Genomic DNA, 13,578 nt, shown 5'->3' on the forward strand with positions numbered 1-13,578 from the left:
TTCAACTTTACGCGGAACGCGCAGCCCGCCCTGTTGCCAAACTGTGCCTTACCGGGCGCCCGCAGCCCGGGGGCGGCCGGAAGGCCTGCTGATAAAATGGCCGGGTTGCAGGGCGGCCTTTCTGCTGGTCCAACCAGCGCCGTATCGAAGTAGGGGACCAGACACAATCATGACTGCAGGCGGGTCACATCTCGGGACTTCGGAGAGCCAGCCGGCAGCGCCAGCCGCGCCGGTCAGGGCCTCCGCGCCCGCGACAGGACGCGCCTACCTGGCAATCATTGAAGGGTTCGTCGGCGCTCTCATGATGTTCGTCGGTTCCATCGGAACCGGCTGGATCGCCAACGGCTCGCCCATGATCCGCCAGCCCGTGGTCATCGCGCTCCGCACTGAGGGCTGGGGCGTCACCGTCTCCACCGTCCTGCTGACCGTTGGCGCCATGGTGCTGATGCGGTCCTGGCTGCGGCTGGGCCAGCGCCTGGCCGAGTGGGGGAAATCGTCCCTGCGGTCAGTGGTGATTGCCATCTCCGCCTGGTCCCTGCCCCTGCTGTTCTGCGTGCCCGTCTTCTCCCGGGACGTCTACGCCTACACTGGCCAGGGACGGCTGGTACAGGAGGGCCAGAACCCCTACGAAGTGGGCATCTCCACGCTCAGCAACTGGTTCGCCCTCGGCGCCGACCCCGCCTGGGCGGAAAACCGGACACCCTACGGGCCGTACTTCCTGTGGCTGGCACGCGGGGTGGTGGGACTGACCGGGGCGCAGCCGGACGTCTCCGTCCTCCTCTTCCGCCTGCTGGCCGGCGTCGGGGTCCTGCTCTGCGTCATCTACGTGCCCAAACTGGCGGAGCTGCACGGCATCAACGGCGCCCGGGCACTCTGGATCGCCGTGGCCAACCCGCTGTTCCTGATCAGCTTCATCGCCAGCGCCCACAACGATGCCCTGATGGTGGGCCTTGCCGTGGCCGGTGTCTACTTTGCCGCCACCCGCCGGTACATCCTGGGAATCCTCCTGGTGACCGCGTCGATCGGGATCAAGCCGATCACTGTCCTCCTGCTGCCATTCCTTGGCGTGATGTGGGCGGGGCCGTCCGCCACCTGGCCGCGCAAGTTCCTGATGTGGGGCGCGACGGCGGGACTCAGCTTCGGCGTGCTGCTCCTCAGCGGCATCCCCTACAACCTGGGCATCGGCTGGACCTGGGCCATCATGGACCCCACCCCCGGCTACACGGGGTATTCGCCGTCCGGCTTCCTTGGCCAGCAGGTGGAAATGCTCGCCAACGCGCTGGGCCTGCCGGGCGGCACGCTCGCCACCTGGCTGCGGACCGGCATGAAATGGGCCGCCATCGCGCTTGTCCTGCTGCTGATGTTCCGCGGTGACTACTCCCGTGCGGTCCGCCGGATGGCCCTGGCGTTCACCGCCGTCGTGATGCTCTCACCCATCATCCAGCCCTGGTACATCCTCTGGTTCCTGCCGTTCCTGGCCGTCACCGGGATCCGCGACGACTGGCAGATCCGTTCCCTGTACGTGGGCGTCACGTTCTTCGTGGTGTTCGGCGCGCAGGACCAGCTGTCCGTATGGTCCTTCGTGGAGCTTCCCGTCGATGCGTCCACCCTGGCGTTCTTTACCGCGCTCGCCTTTACGTTCTACCTGCTGTTCCTGGACGTGCACACCCGCAAGCTGCTGATCCAGGGCAAGCCCTGGGACCTCGCCCGGCGCGGCTGGCAGTGGCTGCTCGCGCAGCGGGAACGCGCGGTCAGCCGCTGATCCCTAGGCGTTCGCGGCGGGAACCGGGGCGGCCGATTTCCGGCCCAGTTCCGCCGTCCGCTGCACCGACCACCAGAGCAGCACCACCAGCAGGACGTTGCGGGTAGTGAGGATGGCTGCCATCACGGGATGGGCATGGATCAGCGGGGTGTAGAACAGGGGGTAGATCACGAAGGTGGTCATGGCGATGCCCATCAGCAGCGCGGCCGGGACCTTCCAGCGCTCCCAGTCGTGCGTGAGGCCGGCAATGATCACCGGCGCCAGCCAGATGATGAACTGTGGCGAGCCCACCTTGTTGAAGACGATGAACGCGGTGACCATCATGAGGGAGCCTTCGAGGAACAGTTCCTCGCGTTCGGCACCCCGCTTCATGGCGCGGACCAGCAGGATGGCCGCTCCAATGGCGGCGAGGATGAGCAGCGGCTGCATCAGGACCGCGGCGGTGGCGGCGCCCGGACCGTAGACCTCGGTGGAATTGATGGCGGTGTTGTCCGCCATCTTCGAGCCGGCAATATTGAACACGCTCAGCCACACCCACGGCGTGGAGAAGGTGGCTTCGAGCTGCATGCCGCGCTCGCCCTGGTTCAGGAGGAAGTCCAGAATGTGCGGCAGGCCGCCGGACAGCCACGTGCCCAGGGTGACGACGGCGGTCACGGCAACGCCGGACAGGACCACCTGGATCCGCTTGTGGCTGGCGATCACGATCGGCGCGAGCACGGCGGCCGGCCAGACCTTGATCCAGGTGGCGATGCTGAGCAGGACGCCGGCCACTACCGGCCGCTCGGCTGCATAAAGCAGTGCGATCAGCACGATGGGTGCGGTGATGCCCTCCACCCGGGCGAAGCTGAGGTAGCCCATGAAGACGGTGAAGAACAGCCACCACCAGGCCGGGGCAGTGCCGGTCACCTTCCGCGGGCCGCGGGTCAGGTAGAGGAGCCCGACGGCGTTGAGGGCAGTGATGATCAGGAACCAGGCCAGCAGGTAGAGGTCCGGCCCGGCGATGTTCGCCAGGAAAATGGGGATCTGCGCCAGCACCGGGTAGACCCACGGGCTGATCTTCCCGTCCAGGTCCGCGGGGTTGTACCCGGTCAGGGCCCACTGCCGGTACTGCTCGGTGTCGCTGAACGTGTCGCCGTGCAGGAAGAAGGACGCCATCCAGCCCAGGAAGTAGAGATGGACGACGGCGAAGCCCCACCACACGCTGGACGGGCGGGCGAACCAGTCCACCACCCGGGCGGGGAGGACTTTGCTGCGGACCGTCACCAGGCGGTCAAAGAACCTCGCGGAAATCTCAGGACTCCTTGAGCGCAGGGGCGGCGGCCGGAGCCTTCTTGCCCAGCAGGTACAGGCGCCGGACGCTCCACAGGAACAGGACTACCAGGAGGACGTTGCGGATGGTGAGTACCAGGGCCATCCAGGGGTTGTTGTGGCTGAGTGCGTCGTAGAACAGCGGGTAGATGAAGTAGGTGGCGACGGCGATGACGATCAGCATGGCAGCCGGGACGCGCCAGTCGCGCCAGCTGTGGGCCAGGCCGACGGCGACGGCGGGGGCGAGCCAGACCATGAACTGCGGCGAGCCCACTTTGTTGAAGACGACGAACGCGGTGGCGAGGGTGAGGGCGCCGGCGAGGAGCAGCTCGGTGCGGTCCACGCCGCCGCTGATCTTTCCGTTGTGCTGCTTTCCATTGTGGAGGGCCCAGAAGGTCATGCCGGCCACGAGCAGTGCAGCCAGGATCAGGAGCGGCTGCATGAGGACGGACATGACGGCGGTGCCCGGCCCGTCCACCTGCATGGAGTTGATGGCGGTGTTCATGTACATCCGGGAATCGCCGACGTTCAGGACAGACAGCCAGAGCCAGGGCGTGGTGAAGGTGGCTTCGAGCTGCATGCCGCGGTCGCCCTGCTGGGTGAGGAAGTTCAGCAGCTTGGGGACGCTGCCCACTGCCGCTGCCAGCGCGACGACGCCCGCCGTCGTCGCAATTCCTGCCAGGACCACCAGGATCCGGTTCTTAACGACGGCGAAGAGGGCCAGCATGACGGCCGCCGGCCAGACTTTCACCCACGTGCCAATGGCCAGGAGGAGGGAGGCGATGAACGGCTGGTTGACACCGTAGGCCAGTGCCACCAGGACCAGCGGGGCGGTGAGGCCGTCCACGCGGGCGAACCCCAGCCAGCCCATGAGGAAGGTAAACACCAGCCACCACCAGCCGGCAGGGATCGCTTCCGTGTGGCGGCCGCGTCCGGTGAGCTTCAGGAGCGCCCAGCCGTTGAGGAGGGTGGTCATCAGGACCCAGAGGAAGAAGAACGGTCCCGGCCCGGCGATGCCTGCGATGGCCATGGGGATGAGCGCCAGGATGGGGTAGACCCAGGGGCTGGGGCCGCCGGTGAGGTTGGCGTCGTCGAACCCGGCCATCGCCCAGTCGCGGTAGATGAAGGTGTCACTGAACGCCTCGCCGCGCAGCGAGAGTGACGCGGAGAAGATGAGGAAGACAAGGTGGACCACGATGAATCCGCCCAGCAGTCCGCGTCCCGTGTTCAGCCGGGCCCGGACGGGTGCGGGAAGGATGACATTGCGGATCCTGGTGAGATTGCCGAAGAGAACGTCGGTGGAAATGGCGGGATCCTTGTCAGTTGTGGCACACGTGTGGTGTTGCGCTGGTGCTTGGTTCTGCCGCGTGGCGGTGTCTGTGGCATCGGAGCCGGCTGAGAGTCAGCGTCCGCCCCGGATTCAACTTTAGTTGACCGCCCATTGGACGCCGTAATCACCCTGCGACGGAAAACGCTATCCGCTCTGACCTGCGGTTATTTTTCTCCAGTTGTTGGCGTTCCGATGATCCGGCATCATGATCGGACGGCACCCAGGTGCCTTTCGTCGTCTGCAGCCTTGGGGAGCGCAGGCGGTTTGCCCTTCCCCTCTCCCCGCGATCTACCTAAGGCTCTACCCATGAACTTCCCCCTGACCCTCACCGTGGCCGACCGCCAAAGCATGGACAGCGAACTCGAAGCTGCCGTCTCCGCCGCCAAGGCACGTGCCCTTGCCGACCGGCGGCACGGCATTTTGGTCACGCGGCATGCCGCCGACAAGTTCACGATTTCCCTGAGCGAGTCCGTGCCCTTCGGCCTCACGCGGGAACAGCAGGCCTGGTAGGCCCCTTCCTGGATGCCGGCCTCTTCCGCCGGCGCTCCAGGTGCCGCCGCTAGCTCGCGGCGCCATCCCCGTCACCCGACACCCGGCCGCTGCGCTGCTGCAGCCGGTCGATGTGCTTGGATGCCTCCGCCTTGCTGAGATCCGCGGGCAGCTCTTCCCCTGCCTCCCGTGCGAGCGTATCGAGATAGCTGCGCTGCGCCGCTGTCATGGGTTCGTCCCCTGTCACCCAGTCTTCCGGGTCCCGGTTGAGGCCTGCATCCGGCTCAGGTGTGGAGCTGCCGATGGTGTCTTTGCCGTTGTTGTCCATGGCTAGCAGTTTAGGTGCGGGGTGGGACATTTTGGGAAGCATGCTTGCCTTTTGATCCGGCCGCGCCCCTGGGCTGCAGCGTGATTCGTCTGTCAGATATAGATCTAAGACCTGCCTACGACGGCGTCCGGAAATGCCGCAGGGACCCCATTCCGACCCTCTGTACGTAGTTGCCTGACGTCAGCTTTGGGTGTGCCTTATCTGAACGACATGCGGGCCCGTGAGCCCGGTCTTCGGACCTATCAATTCCGGCTACCAGGGGGCCGTATTCAACCTCGCCCACTTTCCGGCAGGCATCGGGCTCCAGTGTTTGGCGCTACAAACGATCGCCTGTGAACCAACCTGTATGCGAAGGGTAGTTGCCCTTCCTGGAAAGCGAACCGTTGGCCTGCCCGCTCGCGCGTACGCTCTAAACGCCAAGTCCAGCTAAAACTGGCGCCAGGCTTTATGCTCTGAGCTTCTCGGGGGTCGCAGCATCATGCATAATTCGGCCTGTCTGGCATGCTGACTGCCAGTTCTAGCGATTCGTGCTTGTAGTGCAGCAGAAACTCGTGCTTGTAGTGAAGTCCAAGCCAAGGCGAGGCAACAACGTCGTCGATGCCGGCAGCCAATTGCAACGAAGTTTTTACCGCTGCTGCTTCGAGTCTCGGCTTAGTAGTCGGGCGGGTGACGATGGGTTTCATGCGGCGCATCATCTCTTGACTGCTCGCATGTGCTGCGGCGGAGCGCTTACGTCGGCAGCACGTCCCATTTCGGCCCCGGTTCTTGGGTAGAGACAGCTTTACAAGGCGCCCGGCCAGCCGGTGTAGGCCTCTGCCAGGTAGGCCAGTCCATGCCGGGAGGAGACCACGGAGCTGAGTTCCCCGAGCTGGCGGGCGCGGGAAAAATCGTCTGCGTCGGTGGGGGTGTGCAGCATGGTGGTCATCCAGTAAGAGAACTGCTGGGCCTTCCATACCCGTTCCAGGGCGCGGTCGCTGTACGTCTCCAGCAGTCGGCCGGACCCGGAGTTGTAGTGGCTGTCGAATCCTTCGAAGAGCACCTTGACGTCATGGATCGCGAGGTTCAGGCCCTTGGCACCGGTGGGCGGAACGGTGTGCGCTGCGTCGCCTGCCAGGAAGAGGTTGCCGTGGCGCATGGGGGCGTGGACGAAGCTGCGGAATGGCAGCACCATCTTTTCGATGACCGGGCCTTCCTTGAGTTCGAAGCCGTTGCCGTTTACCCGGCTGCGGAACTCGGCCCAGATCCGGTCGTCATCCCAGTCGGCCACGTTCTCCTTCGGGTCGCACTGGAAGTACATCCGCTGGACGGTCTCGGTGCGCTGGCTGATCAGGGCGAAGCCGTTGGCGGAGTTGGCGTAGATCAGTTCATCGGAACTGCGCGGGGCTTTGGCCAGGATGCCGAACCAGGCGAACGGGTATTCGTGGAAGTACCACTTCCGGTGCGCCTCGGGGATCTGGAACCGGCAGTGGCTGCGGGAGCCGTCCGCACCCACCACGAAGTCGGCCTGGATTTCGAACTTCGCGCCCCCGGCGTCGGTGAACCAGACTTTAGGCTTTCCTTCCAGGTCATGCACGCTGGTGTCCGTGACGCCGTAGCGGACGTCGCCACCGTCGGCCTTCCTGCGGGCGGCGAGGTCCAGGAAGACGTCCGTCTGGGGATACAGCCAGACAGATTCCCCCACGAGGTCCTTGAAGTCGACGCGGTGGCTTTCCCCGTTGAAGCGCAGTTCGATGCCGTCGTGGCGGTCGCCGTCACGGAGGACACGGTCCGAAACTCCGCTGTCCACGAGCATGTTGACCGTGCCGTGCTCGAGGATGCCTGCGCGCACCGTTTCGGAGATGTCTTTGTGGCTGCGGACTTCGATCACGGTGGAGTCGATGCCCGATTTGGCCAGTAGGTGGGAGAGCATGAGACCGGCGGGTCCGGATCCCATGATGGCCACTTGGGTAGTGATGGTTTTACGTGTTGCCATGGTTCGTCTCGCTTCGTTGCGGGGCTCCGCAGTCGCGGCGCCTGAGTGTGTTACGTGGCGTGTGCCTCAACAGGACGACTGGCGCCTCGCTTACAAGAGTTTTTGGCGGTCCTGGGTACACGCCCTTTGAAGGCCGCGTTGGCACCTATCGGTGGGCCGGCGATTCTTCGCCCGTCCTTGGACGGGTACGGGCGGCCACACGGGTTACGGCCTCGCGTCGTGCGCCCACCGCGTTCTCGATGGTGCCTATTCCTTCCACTGTCATGCGGACCACATCGCCGGTCTTCACGGGCGGGGGAGTCTTTGCTCCGTTCCGACCCCAAAGTTCAGCCAGGCAGCCGCTGCCGCATGTGCCGGAGCCCAGCACGTCGCCGGGCCGCACCACGGAGTCCTGCGACGCGTAGGCCACCAGTTCGGCGAACGGCCAACCCATGTTGGAGAGCATGTCCTGCCCGATGCGCTGGCCATTAACCTCGACGGCCATGGAGATGGGCAGGAACCCTTCGGCGTCGTGGCGGTCCTCAAACTCGTCCGCGGTGACGATCCATGGGCCTAGTGTGTTGGCGAAGTCCTTGCCCTTGCAGGGGCCTAGGCTGACTTTCATCTCGCGGCGCTGCAGGTCCCTGGCGGACCAGTCGTTAAGCACGGTATAGCCGAAAATGTGCCGGTGCGCGTCGGCTGCGGTTAGGTTGCGGCCGTCGCTGCCGGGAACATGCCCGACGACGGCCGCCACTTCGGTTTCAAAGTCCAGGTCCTCGCAGCCCGCCGGAATACCAATCACCTCGCCCGTTCCTGTCACGGTGTGCGGGTTCGTGAAGTAGAAGGTGGGCGCCTCGTACCATTCGGGCACCACACCGGCCACGCCGTCGATGCTCTTCCGGACGCCTTCCACGTGTTCCTCGAACGCGACGAAGTCCCGGATGGTGGCGGGCACCAGCGGGGCCAGTAACTGCACGTCCGCCAGCGAAGAGGCAACGCCTGAAGTCAGAACCTGCCGTGCAATGTTCAGCGTTTCTTCGAGACCGGCGTCCAGGAGCGTCTGGACGTCCTGGCCGGCGGGCAGGGCGTAGCAGTTCCCGCCGTCCACAAAGCCGGACTGGATCCCGTCGCCGTCATTCCAGCGAGCAATCTTGACCATATGAATCTTCCTTAGGCTGGGCGGGCGGCGGGGACTGAAGCGGGCGTGATGCCAAGGGCGGCAGCGTTGCCGGCCAGCACCCGGGCCTCGTCCTCTGCGGGAAGGCGTGCCTCGACAACCTCGTCCACGGGCAGGTCGGATCCCATGTCGAAGGGGTAATCGGAGCCGAGCAGCACCTGCTCCGGCCCGGCGGCGGTCACGAGCGCCCGAAGCTCAGCGGGGCTGTGGACCAGCGAGTCGAAGTACAGCTTTTTCAGGTAGGAGGACGGCGGCTGCGCGCAGCCGTGCGCCTCCGTCCGGACCTTCCAGGCGCGGTCGGAACGGCCCAGGGTGGTGGGAAGGTAGCCACCGCCGTGCGCGGCCAGGACCTTCAGGTCCGGGTGCCGGTCCAGTACCCCGCTGAAAATCAGGTGTGACAGTGCCACGGCGTTTTCCGCAGGCTGGGAGACGGTGTTGGCGAGATAGAAACGGTCCAGCCGCTCATCCAGGGAGCATCCGAACGGGTGCAGGAACACCAGGGCACCCAGCTCCTCGGCCCGGCTCCAGAACGGTTCCAGCCGGGGGTCGGACAGCTCAACAGTGCTGCGTTCCGCGTCGGCTGGAGTGGCGGCGAACGACCCGATTTCCACCCCGAGCAGGCCGCACTCGAGCACCGTGTGCTCCAGGGCCTCCACCATCAAGGCGGGGTGCTGGAGCGGGACCAGGCCCAGGCCGTGGAGCCGCTCCGGGGCGCGGTCAACGAATTCCCGCACGGCCTGGTTTGCGGACTTCGCTACCTGCAGTGCCAGTTCTTCGCCTGCGAAGTAGTAGAAGTGCGACGGCGACGGCGAGATCAGCTGCACGTCCACACCTTGGGCGTCCATGTCCGCGAGCCGGCGGTCCAGGTCGGTCAGCTGCGGCCAGCGCTCCTTGATCATCCGGCCCGAAGCTGCCATCGATTCGGGTCCGTTGCGCCGCACTTCCAGGGCCTGCTGGGCGCCGAAGCCCTCGGGATCAGCCTCCGCCACCAGCTGTTGAAGGGCCGGAAGCAGGATATGGGCGTGGACGTCCACCGTGGGGAATTCTGCGGGGCGGGTGCTCATGCGGGTTCCTTAACTGCTGGCATCGTTGACTCCACTACCGAAGTGCTATCGGGTTGACGGGTGATCCGACTGCCCCGGTGATGGGGAGCGGGGCTGCGATGAGCAGGAAGTCGTACCTGCCGTCCGCTGCGCAGGCTTGTGCCAGTCCGTCCGGGTCCCACATTTCGCCCAGGAACAGTCCGAGGTTGGGGATGGCGATCTGGTGGAGGGGCTGGAAGGCGGCGTCGAACTCGTTGGGCCGGACTTCGAAGCCCCACGTATCGGTGGCTATCCCGGCTATTTCCGTGCGGTGCAGCCAGGGCCCGGTGGTGAAGGACAGCCCGGGGGCTGAGCCGCCGGCGTAGTCGCCCCAGCCGTCGCGGCGGACCCTGGTGTGCTGCCCGGTGCGGATCACCACGATGTCGCCCCGGCCCACCTTCGAGCTGGGCCCCTGCAGGTCAATGGTCCGCTGGAGGTGTTCGGGGGTGATGGCGAAACCGTCGGGCAGTTCGCCGTCGTTCCGTCCAAGGTCCGGGCCGAGCGCACGGCCGACGTCGAGCAGGACGCCGCGGGTGACAATCTTGGCCGCTGCGGTTTCGATGCCGGTTACCAGGTCGCCTTCGGAGGTGACCACGTCCCCGGCGGCGCGGCCGTTCCAGGCTTTGCCCTGGTCGAAGATGTGGCCCAGGCCGTCCCACTGCGTGGAGCACTGCAGCGGCATGGCGATGACGTCGTCCGCGCCGCCGAAGCCGTGCGGGAAGCCTTGGTTGCCACGTTCGGCGTCCACTCCGGTGTCGGTCATGGTGTGGACGGGGTTGGTGCGGCGGCGCCAACCCTTCTGGGGTCCGTTGGTGTCGAACGGCTGGGACAGCGAGAACGCCTCGCCGGTTGTGACCAGGGCTGCGGCTTCGATGCGCTTGGCGGCGTCGATGAAGTTCAGGGTGCCGAGGACGTCGTCCTGGCCCCAGCGGCCCCAGTTGTTGTGCGCTGCGGCCATGGCACGGATGCTACCGAGTGGGTCTTCACGCCGGATAACCGGGGAATCAGTGGCTGATTCCCCGGTGCCGGTGGTGCTGGCAGGAGCCGTGTCCTGGGTGGTCACGGCTTGCTGCCTTCAATTGTCACTTCGTCCTTACAGTGGATCAGCTGGGTGCCCAGCCCGGTGATGGTGCCTTCCATCACGTCCCCGTTCCGGAGGAGCCGGCCCCAGTGCTGGCCGTTGCCGGCGGGGCTGCCGGTGAGAACCAGGTCGCCGGGGCGCAGCGGCATGATCTGGGACGCTTCGCTGACGAGCTTGGCGACGCCGAAGATCATGTCCTGCGTGGACTCGTCCTGCATGGCCTTGCCGTTGAGCTTCAAGGTCACCTGGACGTCCTGTGGGTTGCCGAAGAACTTGGCGGGCACCAGCAGCGGGCCGGTGGGCAGGAAGCCGGGGGCGTTCTTGGCGCGGTACCAGTCCGAGCCGATGGCGGGCATGTCCTTGCGGAAGACGTATTCACGGGTGGTGATGTCATTGACCATGGTGTAACCGAACACGTAGTCCAGGGCTTCCTCAGGGGTGACCCGGAATGCCGTCCTGCCAATGACTGCCGCCAGCTCCAGTTCCCAGTCGTGGGACTTGCTATAGGACGGGAGGGTGAGGTTGTCCGTGGCGGATGCGATCGCCGTCGGGAGCCCGATGAAAAAGTACGGCGTGCCCTGGCCTGCCCGCTTGTCCATCATGGCGGCTGTTCTGGCGCGCACTTCCTCCTCGTCCTCGCCGGGTTCGCGGTGGGCTGCGGCGAGGTCGATGACGTGCTTGCGGTAGTTCGCACCGGTCTGCAGGACCTGGGCCGGTTCCACGGGGGCAAGGACCTCGATGTCGGCCAGCGCCAGGCCGCTGTCGTCGCGGGCGGAGGCGGCGAGGCTGTCCAGCTGGGCTTCGGTGGTTTCCCAGTGCTCGATCAGAGAGTTGATGTCCCCGTCCAGCGGCAGGACCCGGCCACCGACGAGCAGGCCCGCGCGGGCCTTGCCGTCACCGGCTTCCTGGAACCGGATCAGCGCATAAGTTGCTTCGGTCATGGCGTCTTAGCCCCGGCCCTGCTTGGCGTAGGGGTTCAGGAGGGCTTCCTTCATTTCGGGGGAAGCACCTTCTTCGGTGGCCGTGAAGCCCTCGGCCGGCGGGAAGGATTCGGTCATGGAGAGCGGCATGGCGCCGTTCTTGTAGAAGTTGTTGGAACCGAGGGACGGCTTCCAGGTGTTGGCGTCCCAGTCCGGGACGTAGTTGCGGTAGCCGCCGGAGTTGAGCTCCACGCGAAGACCTGAGGGGTCGCGGAAGTAGAGGAAGTTCTGTTCGCCCACGCCATGGATGGAGGGGCCGTATTCCATTGGGGTGCCGTTTTCCATCATGACATCGGCGGTGCGGAGCAGGTCTTCGGTGGCGTCCACCCAGAAGGCGATGTGGTTGACGCGGCCGGCCCGGCTGGAAGTGTCCAGGACCACGCCGAGGTCGTGGGACTTTTCGTTGGTGGTCAGCACGGAGAACACCGTGATAGGTGCCTCGTCCAGGTCGACGAAGGCCATGACGCGGAAGCCGAGGGCCTCGTTGTACCACTTGGCGAAGCCGCGGACATCCGAGCAGGCCACGGTGACGTGGTCCAGGAAGCGCGGTGCGGCGGCGTGGCTGCTGCGGCGCTCCGGCCGGTCCGGGTAGGTGGATGCGAATTCGGGTTCAGCGACGAACTTTTCCACGTCGTAGAAGAGGCGCATGGGGTGGCCGTAGGGGCCGGTGAATTCGTAGGCCTTGCCGTAGCCGTGGCCGCCGGGGGTCCAGGTGCCCTGGACGCCGGTCGCTTCGATCCGCTGGGCAGCCGCTTCAAGGGCTGCCTGGGAGTTGGTGCGCCAGGCCATCCGGCCCAGGGACGCCTCGGGTCCTTCGGTGATGACCAGGCTGTAGCGGTAGTAGTCGCCCCAGCAGCGCAGGTAGACGTTGCCGTCCACGCGGTCGATGATGCGCATGCCGAACTTTTCCTCGTAGAACCGTGCCGACGCTTCGACGTCCGGGGTAGTGATCTCGAGGTGGGCAAGATGCGAGAGGGGAGTTTCCACGTTGAAGTCCTTCAGAGTTGTTGGCTGCTATCGGTTTGGTGCAGGTCCTGTAACCACTGTGAAGGAGCTCATGTATCGGGGGAAGCGCAGTTTCGCTATGCCCACCATTCACGTTGCAAATAGTGAAACCACAACCAGGTCGCCCCGCGCGCAGCGCTGATTTCTTCAAGGCGGTACCGGCCATAGCGAGTGAAGATGCCGGGCATTGAGGATTCCTATTTCCGCTCATCATCGGCCGCTAGCTAGTTTGATTGCACGCTTCGAGCCGTGACCTGATGGAGGCCGATGAGATCCGCATGCATGGTTGCGTCGCGCACTCGTATCAGGCCAACTCCGCACACCAGAGAAGCTGGAAGGAAAGTCTTGCATCCCCTTACAAACATCTACCTCCCTGCGGAGGCACGACGTGAACATGAGGACGTCAGGGACGGTCCCCGGTTTCCCGGCATGTTGGAGGTGACAGACGCTGAAGGAGCTGACCTGCCCGGCGCCCTTGGGAACGCCATCGCCGTTGTCTCCCGGGCCGCTGACGAGCACCGCACTGGAATCCTGATCTCGCGTATTGGCATGGACCGTTACATCGTGCGCGCACATCCTGCAGTCCCTTACGGGATGATCAGGCAGTCCCTTTGAAGTGTTGGTGTTCCCGATCCCTAGGAGCCTTGGACCGGGTTGGACCAACGCAGAGGCCTCGGTGCAAAGTGCGCACCGAGGCCTCTTTCTGTTCTTCAGCTGGTTCAGAAGGTCTCGACGTGGGCTCTGACGTGGCTTCCGTCGTCGCTCAGCCAGCCTTTTCCGGCGGCGTAAACCAGCATGTTGGCGAAGCGGTAGTTCCAGCCCATCCCGATCCGGCCGGCACATTCGCTCTTGATCCAGTCCACAGAGACCATTACATCCGGGTCGTCCAGCTTGCCGGCCGCCGTGGACTCAAGCAGGTTAGGCAGGCTGTCCTTGGCTTCCTCCGACAGCAACACTTTGAAGGTGGTGCAATCATCCGGTTCATCCAGCGCAACGGATCCTGGGCTGACTCGCACGTGCACGGGAACTCCTTTTACATCAACAATGTCGGTGGTTTCCACTATGCCGAGAGCGCGCTGCACCCG

At 65.1% G+C, this 13,578-nt stretch carries 14 protein-coding genes; 3 read left to right on the forward strand and 11 right to left on the reverse strand.

The window, feature by feature from the left end:
- Positions 1-169: 169 nt before the first annotated feature.
- The gene (gene mptB / locus AC5RU7_RS13720) at positions 170-1,762 is read left to right on the forward strand and encodes a polyprenol phosphomannose-dependent alpha 1,6 mannosyltransferase MptB (RefSeq protein ID WP_494052689.1); all 1,593 of its coding nucleotides are present in this window, start codon (positions 170-172) and stop codon (positions 1,760-1,762) included.
- A gap of 3 nt (positions 1,763-1,765) precedes the next feature.
- Here the strand turns inward: mptB and AC5RU7_RS13725 are convergent, their stop codons facing one another.
- Positions 1,766-3,025 (reverse strand): glycosyltransferase 87 family protein, encoded by a 1,260-nt coding sequence (locus AC5RU7_RS13725; protein ID WP_494052690.1) that lies wholly within the window; start codon positions 3,023-3,025, stop codon positions 1,766-1,768.
- Positions 3,026-3,053: 28 nt separating this feature from the next.
- A complete protein-coding gene (locus AC5RU7_RS13730; RefSeq protein ID WP_494052787.1) occupies positions 3,054-4,340 on the reverse strand; it encodes a glycosyltransferase family 87 protein in 1,287 nt (428 codons plus the stop codon).
- A gap of 366 nt (positions 4,341-4,706) precedes the next feature.
- Here AC5RU7_RS13730 and AC5RU7_RS13735 point away from each other — a divergent pair, with 366 nt between their 5' ends.
- Positions 4,707-4,910: a hypothetical protein gene (locus AC5RU7_RS13735; protein ID WP_494011329.1), complete on the forward strand. Its 204-nt coding sequence runs from the start codon at positions 4,707-4,709 to the stop codon at positions 4,908-4,910.
- A 49-nt stretch (positions 4,911-4,959) separates the two neighbouring features.
- Here AC5RU7_RS13735 and AC5RU7_RS13740 read toward each other — a convergent pair whose 3' ends face one another.
- The 8 genes from AC5RU7_RS13740 to AC5RU7_RS13775 form a co-directional block, all read right to left on the reverse strand.
- Positions 4,960-5,217, reverse strand: coding sequence for a DUF3072 domain-containing protein (locus AC5RU7_RS13740; RefSeq protein WP_494011328.1), 258 nt, complete (start codon positions 5,215-5,217; stop codon positions 4,960-4,962).
- Positions 5,218-5,693: 476 nt separating this feature from the next.
- Positions 5,694-5,900: a hypothetical protein gene (locus AC5RU7_RS13745; RefSeq protein ID WP_494011311.1), complete on the reverse strand. Its 207-nt coding sequence runs from the start codon at positions 5,898-5,900 to the stop codon at positions 5,694-5,696.
- 98 nt (positions 5,901-5,998) lie between these two features.
- A complete protein-coding gene (locus AC5RU7_RS13750; protein ID WP_494052691.1) occupies positions 5,999-7,189 on the reverse strand; it encodes a 4-hydroxybenzoate 3-monooxygenase in 1,191 nt (396 codons plus the stop codon).
- A gap of 145 nt (positions 7,190-7,334) precedes the next feature.
- Positions 7,335-8,327: a fumarylacetoacetate hydrolase family protein gene (locus AC5RU7_RS13755; protein WP_494052692.1), complete on the reverse strand. Its 993-nt coding sequence runs from the start codon at positions 8,325-8,327 to the stop codon at positions 7,335-7,337.
- A gap of 11 nt (positions 8,328-8,338) precedes the next feature.
- Complete coding sequence (locus AC5RU7_RS13760) at positions 8,339-9,409, reverse strand: amidohydrolase family protein (RefSeq protein WP_494011308.1); 1,071 nt, start codon at positions 9,407-9,409, stop codon at positions 8,339-8,341.
- Positions 9,410-9,443: 34 nt separating this feature from the next.
- Positions 9,444-10,490 carry a cyclase family protein gene (locus tag AC5RU7_RS13765; RefSeq protein ID WP_494052693.1) on the reverse strand — a complete coding sequence of 349 codons (1,047 nt, stop codon included), beginning with the start codon at positions 10,488-10,490 and terminating at the stop codon, positions 9,444-9,446.
- Positions 10,487-11,449: a fumarylacetoacetate hydrolase family protein gene (locus tag AC5RU7_RS13770; protein WP_494052694.1), complete on the reverse strand. Its 963-nt coding sequence runs from the start codon at positions 11,447-11,449 to the stop codon at positions 10,487-10,489. Before AC5RU7_RS13770 ends, AC5RU7_RS13765 begins: the two co-directional genes overlap by 4 nt.
- Before the next feature lie 6 nt (positions 11,450-11,455).
- Positions 11,456-12,475: a VOC family protein gene (locus tag AC5RU7_RS13775; RefSeq protein ID WP_494052695.1), complete on the reverse strand. Its 1,020-nt coding sequence runs from the start codon at positions 12,473-12,475 to the stop codon at positions 11,456-11,458.
- A 363-nt stretch (positions 12,476-12,838) separates the two neighbouring features.
- On the opposite strand from AC5RU7_RS13775, the gene AC5RU7_RS13780 reads away from it, so the two are divergent.
- Complete coding sequence (locus tag AC5RU7_RS13780) at positions 12,839-13,108, forward strand: hypothetical protein (RefSeq protein WP_494052696.1); 270 nt, start codon at positions 12,839-12,841, stop codon at positions 13,106-13,108.
- Positions 13,109-13,212: 104 nt separating this feature from the next.
- Here the strand turns inward: AC5RU7_RS13780 and AC5RU7_RS13785 are convergent, their stop codons facing one another.
- Positions 13,213-13,554 (reverse strand): hypothetical protein, encoded by a 342-nt coding sequence (locus tag AC5RU7_RS13785; protein WP_494052697.1) that lies wholly within the window; start codon positions 13,552-13,554, stop codon positions 13,213-13,215.
- Positions 13,555-13,578: the final 24 nt, after the last annotated feature.

The organism is Arthrobacter sp. K410C, assembly GCF_059090105.1.